The following is a 15,147-nucleotide window of genomic DNA, read 5'->3' as shown; positions in this document are numbered from 1 at the left end:
GGATGAAATATAAAGAGTTGATAAATGAGCTTTATAAAAAAAGAACAAATGGCATAAAACTTGGACTTAATAGAGTTATTTCAGTACTTGAAAAACTTGGCAACCCTCATCATTCCTTCAAATCAATTCATATTGCAGGAACAAATGGTAAGGGTTCTGTTTCTAAAATCATATATTGTCTTATAAGAGCTCAAGGACTGAGTGTTGGACTTTTCACCTCTCCTCATCTTACAAGATTTACAGAAAGAATAATTGTCAATGATATTGAAATCTCTGAAGAAGAAGTTGAACATCTTATTGAAAAAATAAAACCTTTTTCAGATGAACTTACCTTTTTTGAGTATGTAACAGTAATGGCACTTCAATATTTTAAAGAAAAAGGTATTGAATATGCAGTGATTGAAACAGGTATGGGAGGAAGGCTTGATGCCACAAATGTGGTAAATCCTCTGATATCTGTAATAACAAACATAGGACTTGACCATCAGGAGTTTTTAGGTGCTGATTTAGCCTCTATTGCAAAAGAAAAAGCAGGAATCATAAAAAACGGGATACCAGTAGTATCTTCATCTCAGAAAAAAGAAGTAGAGAAAGTGATTATAAAAAAAGCAGAAGAGATGGAGTCACCATTATTTATTTACGACAGAGATTTCATAGGTGTATTAAAGTCAATGAGCCTTGAGGGAATTGTCTTTGATTTTTATCCCTTTAGTTTTCAGCCTTCAACCTCAAGCCTTCAGTCTAACTTATTCTTGCCTCTTACAGGCTTTCATCAACTTGAAAATGTCTCTGTAGCATTAAAGGCTTTTATTAACATATATCCCATGTATAATGAAAATGCAATCAAAGAAGGATTAAAAAATGTAAAAATACCAGGCAGACTTGAAATAATCTATGATAAACCTCTTGCTGTCTTTGATATAGCACATAATCCTGATGCTGCGGAGGTTTTGATAAAATCATTAAAAACTCTTACAGATAAAAAACCTGTAGTAGTTTTTGCAATGATGCGAGATAAAAATGTAAATGAATTTATAAAATGTTTTGAAAATTATGCATATAAAATGATTTTTACAGTCCCTAATTATGAAAGAGCTCTGACATATAAAGAATTACTGAAAAGACTAAATGATAAAAAAATAGATTTTGTTCCTGAACCTTTGGAAGCATTTAGAAATGCCATTTCACTTTGTAAGAATAATTCAGACATATATGTCCTCTGCACAGGCTCAGCATATCTGGTTGGTGAAATAAAAGAGCGTCTTGGAGAAAAAACATTGCATAGAAGTCTTGGAGAAATTTTATGAAAATTATTATCTCCAGGCATTTTCTTTTGTTTTGTATAATACTGTTTCTTTTTTTTATTGCTCGTATTTCCTTTGCTACAGAGATAATCTCTGAAACATTAGAATACTTTGACGAAGAAAAAAAAATTATTGCAATTGGTGATGTCTATATGAGCGATATAACCTTTGATCTTAAAGCACAAAAAGTAATTTATTATGAAAATACAGGTGATATAGAAGCCTATGGAGACCTTTACTATGACGATGACGAAATTACTGCATGGGCTGAAGAAGGAAAACTTAACAGGGATAAAAAAACAGGTCTTTTAAAAAATGCTCTTCTTCATATAAAAAAGCAGGATATGTGGATAAAAGCATCTGAGATTGAAAGGCTGAGCGAGATTAAATACAAAGCTAAAAAAGCAACTTTTTCAACTTGTGAACCAGAGCCAGATACTGCACAACCATGGTGTTTTACAGGGGAGTTTGTTGACCTTGTGGTTGATGATACATTAACATCAAAAATTACTACTTTTAAAGTCAAAGATGTGCCTATTCTTTTTTCTCCTGTGTTCTGGGGTCCTGGTGGAAGCACAAAAAAATCCGGATTTTTACCATTTAAATTTGGAAATTCAAATACTCGCGGAGTTCGTTTAAGCCCTGCCTATTATCTTGTGATTGATAGTAATAAAGATGCCACATTTTATCTTGACTATTTTTCAAAAATAGGACTTGGTAAAGGAATTGAATACAGATACATGGATTTTGATACAAAGGGGATGTGGTATGGATATCAGATCAAGGACAGGAAACTTAATAAAGAATATATTGAATTACGAGGAATTCATCTTCAGAAATTTAAGGGAGTTGACTTGCTGGCAGATTTAAACTATGTCAATAAGAATGATTTTTACAGGGAATACGGAGATGTTCGTTCAGCTTCAAATACATTTCTTTTTAAAGAATATGGGAAAGACCTTGCTGCAAGATATGATAGATTCTTGCAGTCTTCTCTGGAGCTTTCTATACCAGGGGTTCAATCAAGATTTTATTTGCTTGGACAAGGGTGGAAGGATTTAAAAGAAGGAGGTATAAGTCCTCCGGGAAAAGCAGAACTTGGATATGTTGTTTATCCATATAAACTTGGACAATTCAATATAAATTTCAATACTAATCTGGCTGAGTTTTATAAAGAAGACGGACTTAAAGGGCAAAGATTTGAGATAAGCCCTCAAATAAGTCATAGTATGGGAGATAGTGTTAAACTAACACAGAGCTTAGGATTAAAAGAAACTTTTTATAATCTTGAAAACACATCTCCTTATGAGGATACTTCTCATAGAGAAATGATTCAATATAATGCAAAAAGTTTTATGAGGTTTTATAAAAGAGGAGAAAATTTCACTCATCTGGTTGAGCCATTTGTGGAAGGAGTTTTTATAGGAGTTAATGGTAAGCCTCCGATTTTAAAAGATACTGAAGCAATTGATGACACAGCACTTTTAAGAGCTGGTGTGTATAACAAATTAAACTTTAAAAGTTTTAATATCCAAGCAAGAATTGCCCAAGTATATGATTTCAGAGCAAAAAATGAATGGGATAAGTTATATCCGATTTTATTTGAAGGAAGAATATCCTTATGGAAAATAAGTTTCGGATTTGATACATATCAGAATATAGCAAAAAAAAGAATGGAAAGATTTAACAGTGATATAAGTTTTTCTCCAGATGAAACAACATCTTTCTCATTAAGTGAACGATATACCAAAGACGGTGCACTTTCTCCTGCTTATCTCTGGTCTCCTACATTAAGAGACCAGTATAACTCACAGGAAAAAGAAGGGGGAGTTAAGACATACGCCTTAGCAATAGCCAAAAAACTTTCAGAAAAGTGGTCATTTACAGCAAATTTAAACTATGATGCTAAAGGTCCTGGATTAAGAGATAGCTCATTAAACATAAAATATACTCAATCTTGCTGGGCAACAAATATTGCAATCACAAGAAGACCTGTTGAAATACAAGGAAGAAAAACCTCTGAGTTTAGTTTTCTTGTAATTTTTGAATTGAAAGGATTAGGTCCAATAAGAGTTTATGAACGCAGTGGTAGTTCTTAATAAACCAAAAGGTTTTACAAGCCAAGATACTGTTACTAAGGTAAAAAAGATTTTAAAAGTCAAAAAAGCAGGGCATGCAGGAACACTTGATCCTATGGCAACAGGGATTTTGATTGTATGTATAAATGAAGCGACCAAGATTACACCTTTTTTGATGGAACTTGAGAAGGAGTATGTCTTTAAGGCAAAATTTGGAATTTCAACAGATACCTATGATGCTGAGGGGAAAATTGTGAGAGTGGTTGAGGATTTTAAGCTTGAAAGAGAGCAAGTTGAGAGCATCCTTGAGGAGTTCACTGGAGAGATAATGCAGATACCACCTATGTATTCGGCAGTAAAGGTAGGAGGCAAACCCCTTCATGAACTTGCAAGAAAGGGTGTTGAAATAGAGAGAAAACCAAAGAAGGTGATTATCCATTCAATTAAAATAGAAAGTTTTGAACCACCCTTTGTGACATTCAGAGTAGTATGCAGCAAGGGAACATATGTGAGGTCTCTCTGTCACGATATAGGAGAGAAACTCCGTATAGGAGCGCATATAGTAGAGCTCACAAGAACAAGGATTGGAGAGTTTAGAGTGGAGGAGTCAATAGAGTTAGAGGAGTTAAAGAGTTTAATCTCAAATAATCTTGACTCTTCAGCCTTCAGCTTTCAGCCTAAGAAGGGTATTTTCTCCATAGACCAAGCTTTATATTTTCTGCCATCTGTTACAATGCAGGATTATATCATTCCGAGATTTCTTAACGGCAATCCAGTGAAAATACCCTCTGGAATAGTTCCAGCAGGCTGGGTTAAAGTAAAAGACACCAGGGGTAAAATTCTTGGAATAGGCTATGGCAATGGCGTAATTATAAAACCTGAAAGAATTATCTGGGAGGAGGTTTGATAATGATACAGAGATACACAAGAAAAGAGATGGGAAACATCTGGAGCGATGAGAACAAGTTCAGGAAATGGCTTCTTGTTGAGATTGCTGTATGTGAGGCATGGGCTGAGCTTGGAAAGATTCCTGAGGAAGCTTTACGGGAGATAAAAGAAAAGGCAGACTTTGACCTTAAAAGGATTGATGAGATTGAAGCAACTGTCAAGCACGATGTGATAGCTTTTTTGACTGCTGTGGCTGAAAAAGTTGGGACTGTATCCAGATATATTCACATGGGACTGACATCTTCTGATGTCGTTGATACTGCCCAGGCATTGCTTATGAAAGAGGCTGGAGAGTTGATAATGGAGGATTTGAAAAGGATTAAGGAATTATTTAAAGATAAGGCATTTCAATACAAAGATACAATATGCATGGGAAGAAGTCACGGAGTTCACGCAGAGCCTACAAGTTTTGGTTTGAGATTTGCTCTATGGTATGAGGAAGCAGGAAGAAATATTGATAGACTCGCTTCAGCAATTGATAGAATTTCAGTCGGTAAAATCTCAGGTGCTGTTGGGACATTCTCAAACATGCCACCAGAGATTGAAGAGATTGCCCTTAAGAAACTCGGGCTTAAGCCTGAGCCTGTGGCAACTCAGGTTGTGCAAAGGGATAGACATGCAGAGTTTTTAAGTGTGCTTGCCCTTATTGCTGCCATGATTGAAAAGATTGCTGTTGAGATAAGGCATTTACAGAGAACCGAAGTTTTAGAGGCAGAAGAACCATTTACAGAAGGACAGAAAGGCTCCTCTGCCATGCCTCATAAGAGAAACCCTGTGGGCTGCGAAAACCTAAGTGGACTTGCCCGCCTTGTCAGAAGCAATGCCTTTACAGCCTATGAAAACATTGCACTCTGGCATGACAGGGACATATCCCACTCATCTGTTGAGAGAGTAATAATTCCCGACAACTGCATCCTTGTTGACTATATGCTTAATAGACTCTACGGAATAATCAAAGACTTGAGGGTTTATCCAGAACGGATGCTTAAAAACATTGAACTTAGCTTTGGTCTATACAACTCTCAGCGGGTATTACTTGCTCTTGTAGAGAAGGGGCTTACCCGTGAGGAATCATACAAAATTGTCCAGTCCAATGCTATGCGGAGCTGGAAAGAAGGCATACCATTCATGGAGCTTCTTCTTAAGGACGAAGAAGTGAGGAAGTATCTCAATGAAGATGAAATAAAAAACATTTTTGAGCTAAACTATTACACAAGAAACATAGACCATATTTACAGGAGAGTGTTTGGATAGAAATTTGAAAAATACGAGGAGGGGGTTTTATGAGTAGAGACATTACAAAAATTAGAAATGTAGCAATTGTAGCCCATGCAGGTGCAGGGAATACCAAACTTGCAGAGCAGATACTTTTTAAAACAGGGCAAATTGACAGAGTAACTACAGGCGAGACAACAGGCAAAGTAATTGATTATGAACCTGAAGAGCTTGCAAGAAATATGACACTGAGTTGCAAAGTTGCTTACTGTGATTACAAAGAGCACAGAATTAACATTATAGATACACCTGGCTTTGTTAACTTTCTTGAAGATACAAAGAATGCCCTTCGAGTTTCCGACGGCGCTGTTGTCATTGTCAGTGCCCTTTCGGGTGTTAAAGCTGAAACTGAAAGAATATGGAAATACTGCGATGACTACGACCTTCCAAGAGTAGTTTTCGTAAACAAGCTTGACAAGGAAAACGCATCCTTTGACAGAGCAGTTGCAGAGATTGAAAAGGTTTTTGGTCAGGAGGCAATCCCTCTTACCCTGCCCATTGGCGAAGGTCCTGGCTTAAGAGGGATAGTAGACCTTATATCACTTAAAGCCTACGAGCAGGATGGAAAATCAGTAAAAGAAGTGCCTATCCCTTCCGAGCTTTCATCAAAAGTTGAGGAATACAGAAAAAAATTCGTAGAGAAAATTGCGGAGCTTGATGATAGCCTGCTCGAAAAGTATCTTGAAGGAGGAGAGCTCACCGAGGAGGAATTAAGAAAAGGGCTTCATGATGCCTCAATTGCCCGCAGATTCATCCCTGTCCTTGCTGGTTCAGCCTTGCTGGGCATAGGAGTTGATGCTTTACTTGATAGCATAATTCTCGCTCTTCCAGACCCACAGGAAAGAGCAAATATATATCCTATAAAAGGCATTAATCCAAAAGATGGCAGCGAAGCAAAAAGAGAACCCTCCGAAACAGCTCCGCTTGCTGCTTATGTTTTCAAAACCACCATAGACCCTTTTGCAGGCAAAATATCATACATAAGAGTTTTCTCAGGTGTGCTTAAGGCTGACTCTACAGTTCTTAATCCCAACACAGGCACAAAGGAAAGGATTGGCCAGATTTACTACATACTCGGCAAAACACAAAATCCCTGCCAGAAAGCAGGACATGGTGAGATTGTAGCTACAGTAAAACTAAAGGATACTCTCACAGGACACACTCTTTGCGATGAAAATAATCCGATTCTGCTTCCAGAGGTAAGATTCTCCGAGCCTATTATCTCCTATGCAATTGCACCAAAAACAAGGGGTGATGAGGAAAAGGTCAGCGCAGGGTTACATAAACTTCTTGAGGAAGACCCTACTCTTAAGTTTTCAAGGGATGAAGAGTCTAAGGATATGATTCTAAGTGGAATGGGACAGGTTCATATAGAAGTTGCTCTGGAAAAACTTAAAAGAAAATTTGGTGTTGAAGTTAACCTAATGGCACCAAAAGTTCCATACAGAGAGACAATCAGAGCCTCTGCTTCTGCCCAGGGCAAATATAAAAAGCAGTCTGGTGGAAGAGGCCAGTATGGAGACTGCTGGATTCAGATAGAACCTCTTCCAAGAGGAGGCGGCTATGAGTTTGTTGATAAAATCGTAGGAGGTGTTATTCCGCAACAGTATCGCCCTGCTGTTGAGAAAGGCATAATTGAGACGATGAAAGAAGGAATACTTGCATACTATCCAATAATTGACATAAAAGTAACTCTCTATGATGGTTCTTATCATCCTGTAGATTCCTCTGAAATGGCTTTCAAAATAGCTGGTGCTCTTGCTCTTAAAAAAGCCTTTATGGATGCAAAACCCGTATTGCTTGAACCAATCATGAAAGCTGAAATAATCGTGCCTGATGAAACACTGGGAACAATCATTGGAGACCTTAACTCCCGTAGAGGCAAGGTTCAGGGCGTTGACCCACAGGCTGGAGGAAATCAAAAGATAACAGCCCTTGTGCCAATGGCAGAGATGCTTACCTATGCCAATCAGCTTCACAGTATGACATCGGGAAGAGGAATTTACTCAATGGAGTTTTCCCATTATGAGGAAGTGCCCTCTCATATTGCCCAGAAAATAATTGAGCAGAGGCAAAAAGAACGTCAGGCAAAGGCAGAGGAGTGAAGTAAACAGATGCTGTATTTCGCTTTTGCAAAATTCTTGGACAATTCTAAGCTTACTCCACTACAGCCAAAAAACTTGCTTTTCAGGCTCAAACAGTTTTGGCTGTGGACGTTCTGCTTCGCTAAGAATTGTTACCCAAAAATTTTAAAAGTCGCTCAATACAGCAATTATTTGTTTGATAAAAATTGTTACCAGAAGATTTATAAATCGCTTATTAAAGCATCTATTTTCTGAAAGTATGAATATGTTTTGTAGGAATAATAAACTTAAAAAATTAGGGTATGTTCAATTACAAAAGGTCATTCCGAGGGGGCTCAATGACCCCGAAGTGACCCTTATGGGTCACCCTGAGGCTTTAGCCGAAGGGTCGCCTAATTTATATGTTACTCAGGTTACAAGAAATAGTGCAGACAAAATTTTTACAATCGAAAGAGATTCCTCACTTTGCTTTGCTCCGTTCGGAATGACAGATGAGGGAGGTTTACGCTTCTTGAAATGACATACGAGGGAGGAAGTAAGCATAGATGAAAAAACCGTGGGGTGGAAGATTTAAGGAAGGAACTGCTAAGACACTGGAGGAGTTCTCACAGTCAATCTCTTTTGACAGAAGGCTCTGGCAGGAAGATATTGAAGGAAGCCGTGCCCATGCAAAGATGCTCTGCAAACAGGGCATTATCACTGAAGAGGAGCTAAAGCAGATTTTAAAGGGACTTGCTGAAATTGAAAGAGAAATCAAAGAGGGAAAGTTTCAGTTCAAAGAAGAGCTTGAGGATATACACATGAACATTGAGAGAGCTTTGATTGAAAAAACAGGCTCTGCTGGTGCAAAGATTCATACAGCCCGGTCAAGAAACGACCAGGTTGCCACTGACTTAAGACTTTATTTGAGAAAAAGAGTGAATGAATTAATAGAGTTAACAGAAAAGCTTGAGAAAACCCTTGTTAATGTTGCCGAAAAAAACATTGATACAATCATGCCCGGATATACTCATCTACAGAAAGCCCAGCCAGTGCTTCTTGCTCATCATCTACTTGCTTATGCATGGATGCTTGAAAGAGACAGGGAGCGGCTGAAAGAGGCACTAAAAAGGCTCAATCTATGCCCTCTTGGTGCAGGTGCCCTTGCAGGAAGCAGCCTTCCAATTGACAGGCATTACACAGCAAAGGAGCTTGGTTTTGAAGAACCAATTCCAAACAGCATGGATGCGGTCTCAGACAGAGATTTTGTCCTTGATGTTTTATACTGTGGTGCTATGCTCATGATGCATCTAAGCAGGCTTGCTGAAGAGATAATCCTTTGGGCAACAGATGAATTCAGATTTATTGAGCTGCCTGATAAATTCTCCACTGGCTCAAGCATGATGCCTCAGAAAAAAAATCCAGACCCGGCAGAGTTAATTAGAGGGAAAACAGGCAGAGTTTACGGAAATCTGCTTAGCATGCTTACAACTATGAAAGGACTTCCCCTTACCTATAATAGAGACATGCAGGAGGACAAAGAGCCTGTCTTTGATACGATTGACACAGTAATCATGAGCCTTAGAGTAATTACAGAAATGCTTCCGGAGATAAAATTCAACAAAGAGAGAATGAAAGAGGCTTGCGGAAGTGGCTACATTACAGCTACAGACATTGCAGAGTATCTTGTAAAGAAGGGAGTTCCCTTTAGAAATGCCCATGAGATAACAGGCAAGATTGTGCTTTACTGTATTGAAAAGGGTAAAAATCTCAACGAATTAAGCATAAAGGAATTAAGGAAGTTCTCGTCAAAAATTGAAAAAGACCTCTATGCCATACTTACTCCTGAAGGTTCAATTGATTCAAAAAGCTCCTACGGAAGCACTTCAAAAAAGAGTGTAAAGGAACAGATAAGAATGTTGAGGAAGAGGTTGAAGGAATGAAGAAAGGCAAGTTTTACTGGTGTTCGCTCATGAGATATCTTTGGACAGTTCTAAACTCGTTTCGCTACAGTTGCAAAACTCAACCCTTCGGGTTTCAGACAGTTGCAACTGTTTTACGCTACACTTCGTTAAGAACTGTTACCCAAAGATATCTAAAATCGCTCACACCAGTATTTACTTGTTTAACAATTTTTATTTTACTATTCCTTCTCACAGCCTGTGGCAGAAAGCTTGACCCAAATCTTGATGACTATCTTCAGCCCGAGCCCGTTGCGAGTTTAACGCTTTCAGCTACTTATGACAAAATATTAATTTCCTGGAGTTATCCTGAAAAAGAAAAAACTAAAATAGAAAGCTTCCTCATAGAGAGAGAAAGCAAAGGAGAGAAAAAAACTCTTGGTTACTACAATAAAGAAACTACCTCCCTTGAGGACAAAGATTTTACCTTCGGAGAAACTTACAGATATCGTATCTTTGCCATAAGACCAAAAGGTATATACAGCAAACCAACAGAAGCTACGATTACTCCTCAAAAATTACCTGAGGTGGAAAATATTACTTATAAAATTAATCCTGAAGGCGTAATGCTTTCATGGGATGCACAGAATTCATTGACTTATAACGTGTACAGGATAAATCAAAAGGGTGAGAGAGTAAAGATTGGCTCAACAGATAAAAAATTCTTTTTAGACGAACTTCTTTACGGAAGCATAAGCAGTTACAAAGAAAACTCTCAATCGGAAATTCCCTATGTTATTACTACTTCTAAATCCTATGAATCAGCATATCTGGAGAGCAAAGGCATTGAAACAAAAGTTTCAATTGAATCTTTTATTCCGACAAAGCCTAAGGAAGTTTTCTGGTCAGTTAATGAGCAAGGAGTTTATATTTCATGGAAAGAAACCAAAGAAAGATGGATAAAAGGTTACAGAATATATAGAAAAACAGCAGATGAAAAGAGTTATGAGCTTGTAGGTGAAACAATGATTCCTCTATTCTTTGACGCCAAGTATAATATCACTAACATAAAATCGCCGGTTTATTATAAAATCACTTCGGAAGCTCCTTTAAAAGAGAGTGAAGCAGTAGAAATAAAAGTGGAGGTGCATGATGGATAAAATTCTTCTGGGACACGGAAGTGGCGGCAAGCTCATGTATGAGCTTATTAAAAAATATATTGCACCTATTTTTGAACTCCCTTCTCTTATGGATTCTGCGATAGTTTCTCTTAATCATTCAGGAAAAATAGCAATAACAACTGATTCTTATACTGTTTCTCCTATCTTTTTCCCAGGTGGCGATATTGGAGACCTTGCAATTAATGGAACTGTGAACGACCTGGCAGTGGTCGGTGCAGTTCCCCTTTATCTTACTGTTGGCTTTATTCTTGAAGAAGGTTTTCCTCTGTCTGATTTTGAAAAAATACTCAGTAGCATCTCCTCCTCAGCTAAAAAAGCAGGAGTAAAAATTGTTGCAGGAGATACTAAAGTTGTAGACAAAGGAAAGGGAGATGGAATTTTTATAAATACCTCTGGAATAGGAGTAATTCCCGAAGGAGTAGAGCTTTCCCCTCTGAAAATTGAAATGGGCGACAAAATCCTCATAAGTGGCTCTATAGGGAATCATGGTATTGCTGTTATGAGCGAGAGAAACGGCTTTACCTTTGAGCCACCTGTCTTAAGTGATACAAGGGCATTAAATGGCTTAATTGACCAGATAATGAAGGAATTTACACCATTCGTAAAAGTAATGAGAGACCCTACTCGTGGAGGATTAGCCACAACACTTAAAGAACTTGCATTAGAATCATTGAAAGATATTTTAATTTATGAAAGTGCTATCCCTCTTCATGACACAGTAAAAGGTGCTTGTGAACTTCTTGGACTTGACCCACTTTATGTGGCGAATGAGGGAATTTTCGTTGCAATTGTTAAAGCAGATGTAGCAGAGAAAATCTTACAATTAATGAAATCGCACCCTTTTGGAGAAGAATCTGCTATAATTGGGGAAGTAACTGGCAAGGGAGGAAAAGTTTTACTTAAAACATTCATTGGGGGTACCAGAATAGTTGATATGCTTCCTGGAGAACAGTTGCCAAGAATATGTTAAAGGAGTTAGATATGAGAAAGTTTAAAAATCGCTTGATTTCACCAAGAGTGATTAATCAAAAATATCTAAATTGCTCAATCAAGTTTGTCTTTTTTCTGATGATTGTTTTTTTCTGCACTCAGCTTTTAATTTTCAAACTTAATGCAGAAGAAAACAAATTCTTCGTTGATAAAGTAATCGCTGTTGTAAACAGAGATGTAATAACCTGGAGCGAACTATACAAATATATGGAATTTACTGCGAAGGATGAGATTAAGGCATTAAATCCAGATGAAAAATTCAAATACTTTAAAGCTCATGAAGAAGAGTTTCTTGAGAGACTAATTGATACAAAACTTCAGATTGAAGAAGCTGAAAAATATGGAATTTTTGTTACCGATTCTGAGATAGAAGGAGCAATAAATGATATAAAGAAAAAATATGCTCTTACAGAACAAGCTTTTCTGGAAACCCTTAAAAAAGAAGGCATGAGCATTAATGACTATAAAAAAATGCTTAAAGAACAGATAATAATTGGTAGAGCATTAAACACATTAGTAAAAAGCAAAATTATTATTACTGATGCTGAGATAAATAACTATATTGCAGCTCATCCAGAGCTTTCATGTGATGATGAGGGTTATTATGTAAGCCAGATATTTTTGAAAAAAAGAGAAAATCAAGAAGAACTAAAAGCAAAAATAAATGAAGTTTTCAAAAGACTCATTCAAGGTGAGCCTTTCAGTAAAGTAGCATCTCAGATGAGTGAGGACGTAACAGCAAAAACAGGAGGAGCAATTGGACTTCTTAAAAAGAAAGAAATTGCCTCTGAACTATCAAATTTATTCTCAAAAATGAATATAGGACAAGTAAGTGAACCTATGATGACTGAACATGGTATTTTTATTTTCAGGCTTGATGGAGTTTGTTTTAAAAAAGGTTCTGAACAGCTTGTAAACTACGTGAGAAGTCTTTTAGAAGATGAAAAGTTTAAAAAAGATTACAAGCTCTGGACAAGAGGTTTACGTCAGAGAGCTTATATTGAGATTATGGATTAAAAAATGCTTGAAAGATTACAGAAAATACTATCTGATTACGGAATTGCATCAAGGAGACACGCTGAAGAATTAATAAAAGAAGGACGAGTAACTGTAAACGGACAGATTGCGGTAATAGGACAAAAAGCAGACCCTGAAAAAGACTACATAAAAGTTGATGGAAAACTTCTCATTAAACCAGAACCTAAGGTGTACTATGCTTTTTATAAGCCCCGAAAGGTAATCACAGCACTTTTAGACCCTCAAGGAAGACCTACTATAAGAGATTTTATAAAGGGAATAAAATTCCGCATTTACCCTGTAGGCAGGCTTGATTTTGATTCTGAAGGGTTGCTTCTTCTTACTAATGATGGAGAATTAGCTTACAAAGTTATGCACCCAAGTTCCCAGATAGAAAAAACTTACATGGTAAAGGTTGATGGTATCGTTGAACCTGAAACAATTGAAAAACTTAGGAAAGGGATAAAAATTGAAGGCAAACTTGCTGTACCTGTAAGTGTTCATCTCGTAAAAAAACTTAAAGCTAATTCTTGGATAAAGATTACTCTTCATGAAGGTAGAAAAAGACAGATTCGTAAAATGCTTGAACGCGTCGGGCATCCTGTTATCAGGCTTATTAGAATAGCTATTGATGGCGTCAAATTGGGAGACCTGAAACCAGGTCAACTTAGACCATTGACAAAGGAAGAAATAGAAAAATTAAGAAGAAATAAATAATAATCTTCGTTAGATAATTTTATTTTTTCAATTCAAAAATAAAATCCATTTCTACTACAGCATCAAGTGGGAGGCTATATACTCCTACAGCTACTCTACAATGTTTCCCATTTTCACCGAATATTTTCATCAGAAGTTCTGATGCTGGATTAAGAACCTTAGGGTGTTCCGTAAAACTTTCTGAAGAAGCAATATATCCGGTTACTTTTACACATTGTCTTATTTTATCAAGATTACCTATATAATCTTTTACAATTGCCAGTGCATTTAAAACAACCTGTAATGCCTCTTCAGAAGCCTCTTTAATAGATACATTCTTATCAACCTTGCCTTTCCTTAAAAGCTTTCCTTCTCTAAAAGGAAGAATTCCGCTTAAAAATAAAAGATTTCCTACTTTTAAAGCGGTTGTATAAGCACCAACAGGTTTTAGAGGCTCTGGAAGTGTTATCCCTAACTCTTTCAACTTTTCCTCTATCATAATGGTATAATTTTAACATGTCATATAAAATTAAAGTAAAGCCAGAAGATTTCATTGTAAAAGAGATAAGTTCAATTCCCTTAAAGGAAAAGGGACCTTTTGGAGTTTTTATTCTAAAGAAAAAAAAGTGGAATACGATTGACTTGTTAAAAAAGATTGCCCAAAAATTGAGAATTCCCTTTGATAGCATCTCATACGGTGGGAAAAAAGACAGACACGGTATTACTGAGCAGTTCATAACAATAAAAAATCCTCCTTTCAAATTTAATATAAAAAAAGATAAATTTGAACTCAAACATATTGGTTTTTCAGATGAACCAATGAAGCCACAATTCATTGAGAACAATGTTTTCAAAGTAACTGTAAGAGCTATTTCTCCAAATGCCATTGATTCTATCATATATCATATTGAAAAAGTTAAAAATTACGGATTCATAAACTATTTTGATGATCAGAGATTTGGAAGCTTTGATCCAAACCAAGGATTTATTGCTGAAAAAATAATAAAAGGGCATTATAATGGAGCACTTAAAATTTACTTTACCCATATATATCCTGAAGATAAAAAAAAGGCAAAAGAAAGAAAAAGAAAAATTTCTGAAAACTGGGGTGACTGGAACAGTTGTTTAAATTTTGCTAAAACTAAATTTGAAAAATTTGCATTCAGCCATCTTTTAGAGCATCAAAAGGATTACATATCACTGCTTCAAAAAATTCCAAAAGAAGAAATGTCCATGTTTTTTTCAGCCTATCAGAGTTTTATATGGAATGAAACTGTTAAAAGACTCCTTAAAACTTTATTCCCCGTTGAAAATTTGCTTATTCATAAAGGAGTTGCAGGAGAGTATATCTTCTTTGATGAAATTGATGAAAAAAATTTTGAGTATCTTAAGAGTTTAGAGATTCCTACACCTTCTTCAAACGCAAAAATGCCCCAGGACATTATTGAAAAAATATATAATGAGATTTTTTTTGAAAGACAAATAAAACCTTCTCAGTTTAATTTGAAAAAAATAAGACAGTCATTTTTTAAATCTGTTCCAAGACAAGTCCTTGTCATCCCTAATATTCTGCATAAAATTGAAGATGATGAAGTTTATGAAGGTAAAATAAAGCTTACTCTTGGTTTTATTCTTCCAAGAGGTTCCTATGCAACAATGCTTATTAAAAGAATCTTTGCAAAAAAATAGGAGGA

Annotated in this window: 12 protein-coding genes; 11 read left to right on the top strand and 1 reads right to left on the bottom strand. The window is 36.4% G+C overall.

Annotated features, from left to right (window positions below; all coding sequences use genetic code 11):
- Positions 1-2: 2 nt before the first annotated feature.
- The 10 genes from THEYE_RS02775 (at position 3) to THEYE_RS02730 (ending at position 13,474) form a co-directional block, all read left to right on the top strand.
- Positions 3-1,307 carry a bifunctional folylpolyglutamate synthase/dihydrofolate synthase gene (locus THEYE_RS02775; protein ID WP_164924820.1) on the top strand — a complete coding sequence of 435 codons (1,305 nt, stop codon included), beginning with the start codon at positions 3-5 and terminating at the stop codon, positions 1,305-1,307.
- Positions 1,304-3,403, top strand: coding sequence for an LPS-assembly protein LptD (locus THEYE_RS02770; RefSeq protein WP_012545799.1), 2,100 nt, complete (start codon positions 1,304-1,306; stop codon positions 3,401-3,403). The genes THEYE_RS02775 and THEYE_RS02770 overlap by 4 nt, the downstream gene beginning before the upstream one ends.
- A complete protein-coding gene (gene truB / locus THEYE_RS02765; RefSeq protein WP_012546120.1) occupies positions 3,381-4,289 on the top strand; it encodes a tRNA pseudouridine(55) synthase TruB in 909 nt (302 codons plus the stop codon). The genes THEYE_RS02770 and truB overlap by 23 nt, the downstream gene beginning before the upstream one ends.
- Before the next feature lie 2 nt (positions 4,290-4,291).
- Positions 4,292-5,584 carry an adenylosuccinate lyase gene (gene purB, locus THEYE_RS02760; RefSeq protein ID WP_012545083.1) on the top strand — a complete coding sequence of 431 codons (1,293 nt, stop codon included), beginning with the start codon at positions 4,292-4,294 and terminating at the stop codon, positions 5,582-5,584.
- Between the two features lie 29 nt (positions 5,585-5,613).
- A complete protein-coding gene (gene fusA / locus THEYE_RS02755; protein ID WP_012546422.1) occupies positions 5,614-7,710 on the top strand; it encodes an elongation factor G in 2,097 nt (698 codons plus the stop codon).
- A gap of 524 nt (positions 7,711-8,234) precedes the next feature.
- Entirely contained in the window at positions 8,235-9,611 is a 1,377-nt protein-coding gene (gene argH, locus THEYE_RS02750) for an argininosuccinate lyase (RefSeq protein ID WP_012546455.1), read from the top strand.
- On the top strand, positions 9,608-10,729 hold the full coding sequence (locus THEYE_RS02745) for a fibronectin type III domain-containing protein (protein WP_012546291.1): 1,122 nt from the start codon (positions 9,608-9,610) through the stop codon (positions 10,727-10,729). Before argH ends, THEYE_RS02745 begins: the two co-directional genes overlap by 4 nt.
- Entirely contained in the window at positions 10,722-11,720 is a 999-nt protein-coding gene (hypE, locus tag THEYE_RS02740; protein WP_012545205.1) for a hydrogenase expression/formation protein HypE, read from the top strand. The genes THEYE_RS02745 and hypE overlap by 8 nt, the downstream gene beginning before the upstream one ends.
- A gap of 11 nt (positions 11,721-11,731) precedes the next feature.
- On the top strand, positions 11,732-12,757 hold the full coding sequence (locus THEYE_RS02735; RefSeq protein ID WP_012546060.1) for a peptidylprolyl isomerase: 1,026 nt from the start codon (positions 11,732-11,734) through the stop codon (positions 12,755-12,757).
- 3 nt (positions 12,758-12,760) lie between these two features.
- Positions 12,761-13,474 carry a pseudouridine synthase gene (locus THEYE_RS02730; RefSeq protein ID WP_012544927.1) on the top strand — a complete coding sequence of 238 codons (714 nt, stop codon included), beginning with the start codon at positions 12,761-12,763 and terminating at the stop codon, positions 13,472-13,474.
- A 19-nt stretch (positions 13,475-13,493) separates the two neighbouring features.
- On the opposite strand, the gene THEYE_RS02725 is transcribed toward THEYE_RS02730, so the two are convergent.
- Positions 13,494-13,952 (bottom strand): RidA family protein, encoded by a 459-nt coding sequence (locus THEYE_RS02725; protein WP_012546787.1) that lies wholly within the window; start codon positions 13,950-13,952, stop codon positions 13,494-13,496.
- A gap of 17 nt (positions 13,953-13,969) precedes the next feature.
- Between THEYE_RS02725 and truD the strand changes: the two genes are divergently transcribed.
- The gene (truD, locus tag THEYE_RS02720) at positions 13,970-15,142 is read left to right on the top strand and encodes a tRNA pseudouridine(13) synthase TruD (RefSeq protein ID WP_012545670.1); all 1,173 of its coding nucleotides are present in this window, start codon (positions 13,970-13,972) and stop codon (positions 15,140-15,142) included.
- The last annotated feature ends 5 nt before the right edge of the window (positions 15,143-15,147 follow it).

This window comes from Thermodesulfovibrio yellowstonii DSM 11347, assembly GCF_000020985.1.
GTDB lineage: Bacteria > Nitrospirota > Thermodesulfovibrionia > Thermodesulfovibrionales > Thermodesulfovibrionaceae > Thermodesulfovibrio > Thermodesulfovibrio yellowstonii.
This window is presented reverse-complemented; position numbering and strand designations above follow the sequence as displayed.

Excerpts from the sequence above, each read along its gene's own strand:
- THEYE_RS02775 (WP_164924820.1), top strand. The coding sequence starts at position 3 with ATGAAATATAAAGAGTTGATAAATGAGCTTTATAAAAAAAGAACAAAT.
- THEYE_RS02770 (WP_012545799.1), top strand. The coding sequence starts at position 1,304 with ATGAAAATTATTATCTCCAGGCATTTTCTTTTGTTTTGTATAATACTG.
- truB (WP_012546120.1), top strand. The coding sequence starts at position 3,381 with ATGAACGCAGTGGTAGTTCTTAATAAACCAAAAGGTTTTACAAGCCAA.
- purB (WP_012545083.1), top strand. The coding sequence starts at position 4,292 with ATGATACAGAGATACACAAGAAAAGAGATGGGAAACATCTGGAGCGAT.
- fusA (WP_012546422.1), top strand. The coding sequence starts at position 5,614 with ATGAGTAGAGACATTACAAAAATTAGAAATGTAGCAATTGTAGCCCAT.
- argH (WP_012546455.1), top strand. The coding sequence starts at position 8,235 with ATGAAAAAACCGTGGGGTGGAAGATTTAAGGAAGGAACTGCTAAGACA.
- THEYE_RS02745 (WP_012546291.1), top strand. The coding sequence starts at position 9,608 with ATGAAGAAAGGCAAGTTTTACTGGTGTTCGCTCATGAGATATCTTTGG.
- hypE (WP_012545205.1), top strand. The coding sequence starts at position 10,722 with ATGGATAAAATTCTTCTGGGACACGGAAGTGGCGGCAAGCTCATGTAT.
- THEYE_RS02735 (WP_012546060.1), top strand. The coding sequence starts at position 11,732 with ATGAGAAAGTTTAAAAATCGCTTGATTTCACCAAGAGTGATTAATCAA.
- THEYE_RS02730 (WP_012544927.1), top strand. The coding sequence starts at position 12,761 with ATGCTTGAAAGATTACAGAAAATACTATCTGATTACGGAATTGCATCA.
- THEYE_RS02725 (WP_012546787.1), bottom strand. The coding sequence starts at position 13,952 with ATGATAGAGGAAAAGTTGAAAGAGTTAGGGATAACACTTCCAGAGCCT.
- truD (WP_012545670.1), top strand. The coding sequence starts at position 13,970 with ATGTCATATAAAATTAAAGTAAAGCCAGAAGATTTCATTGTAAAAGAG.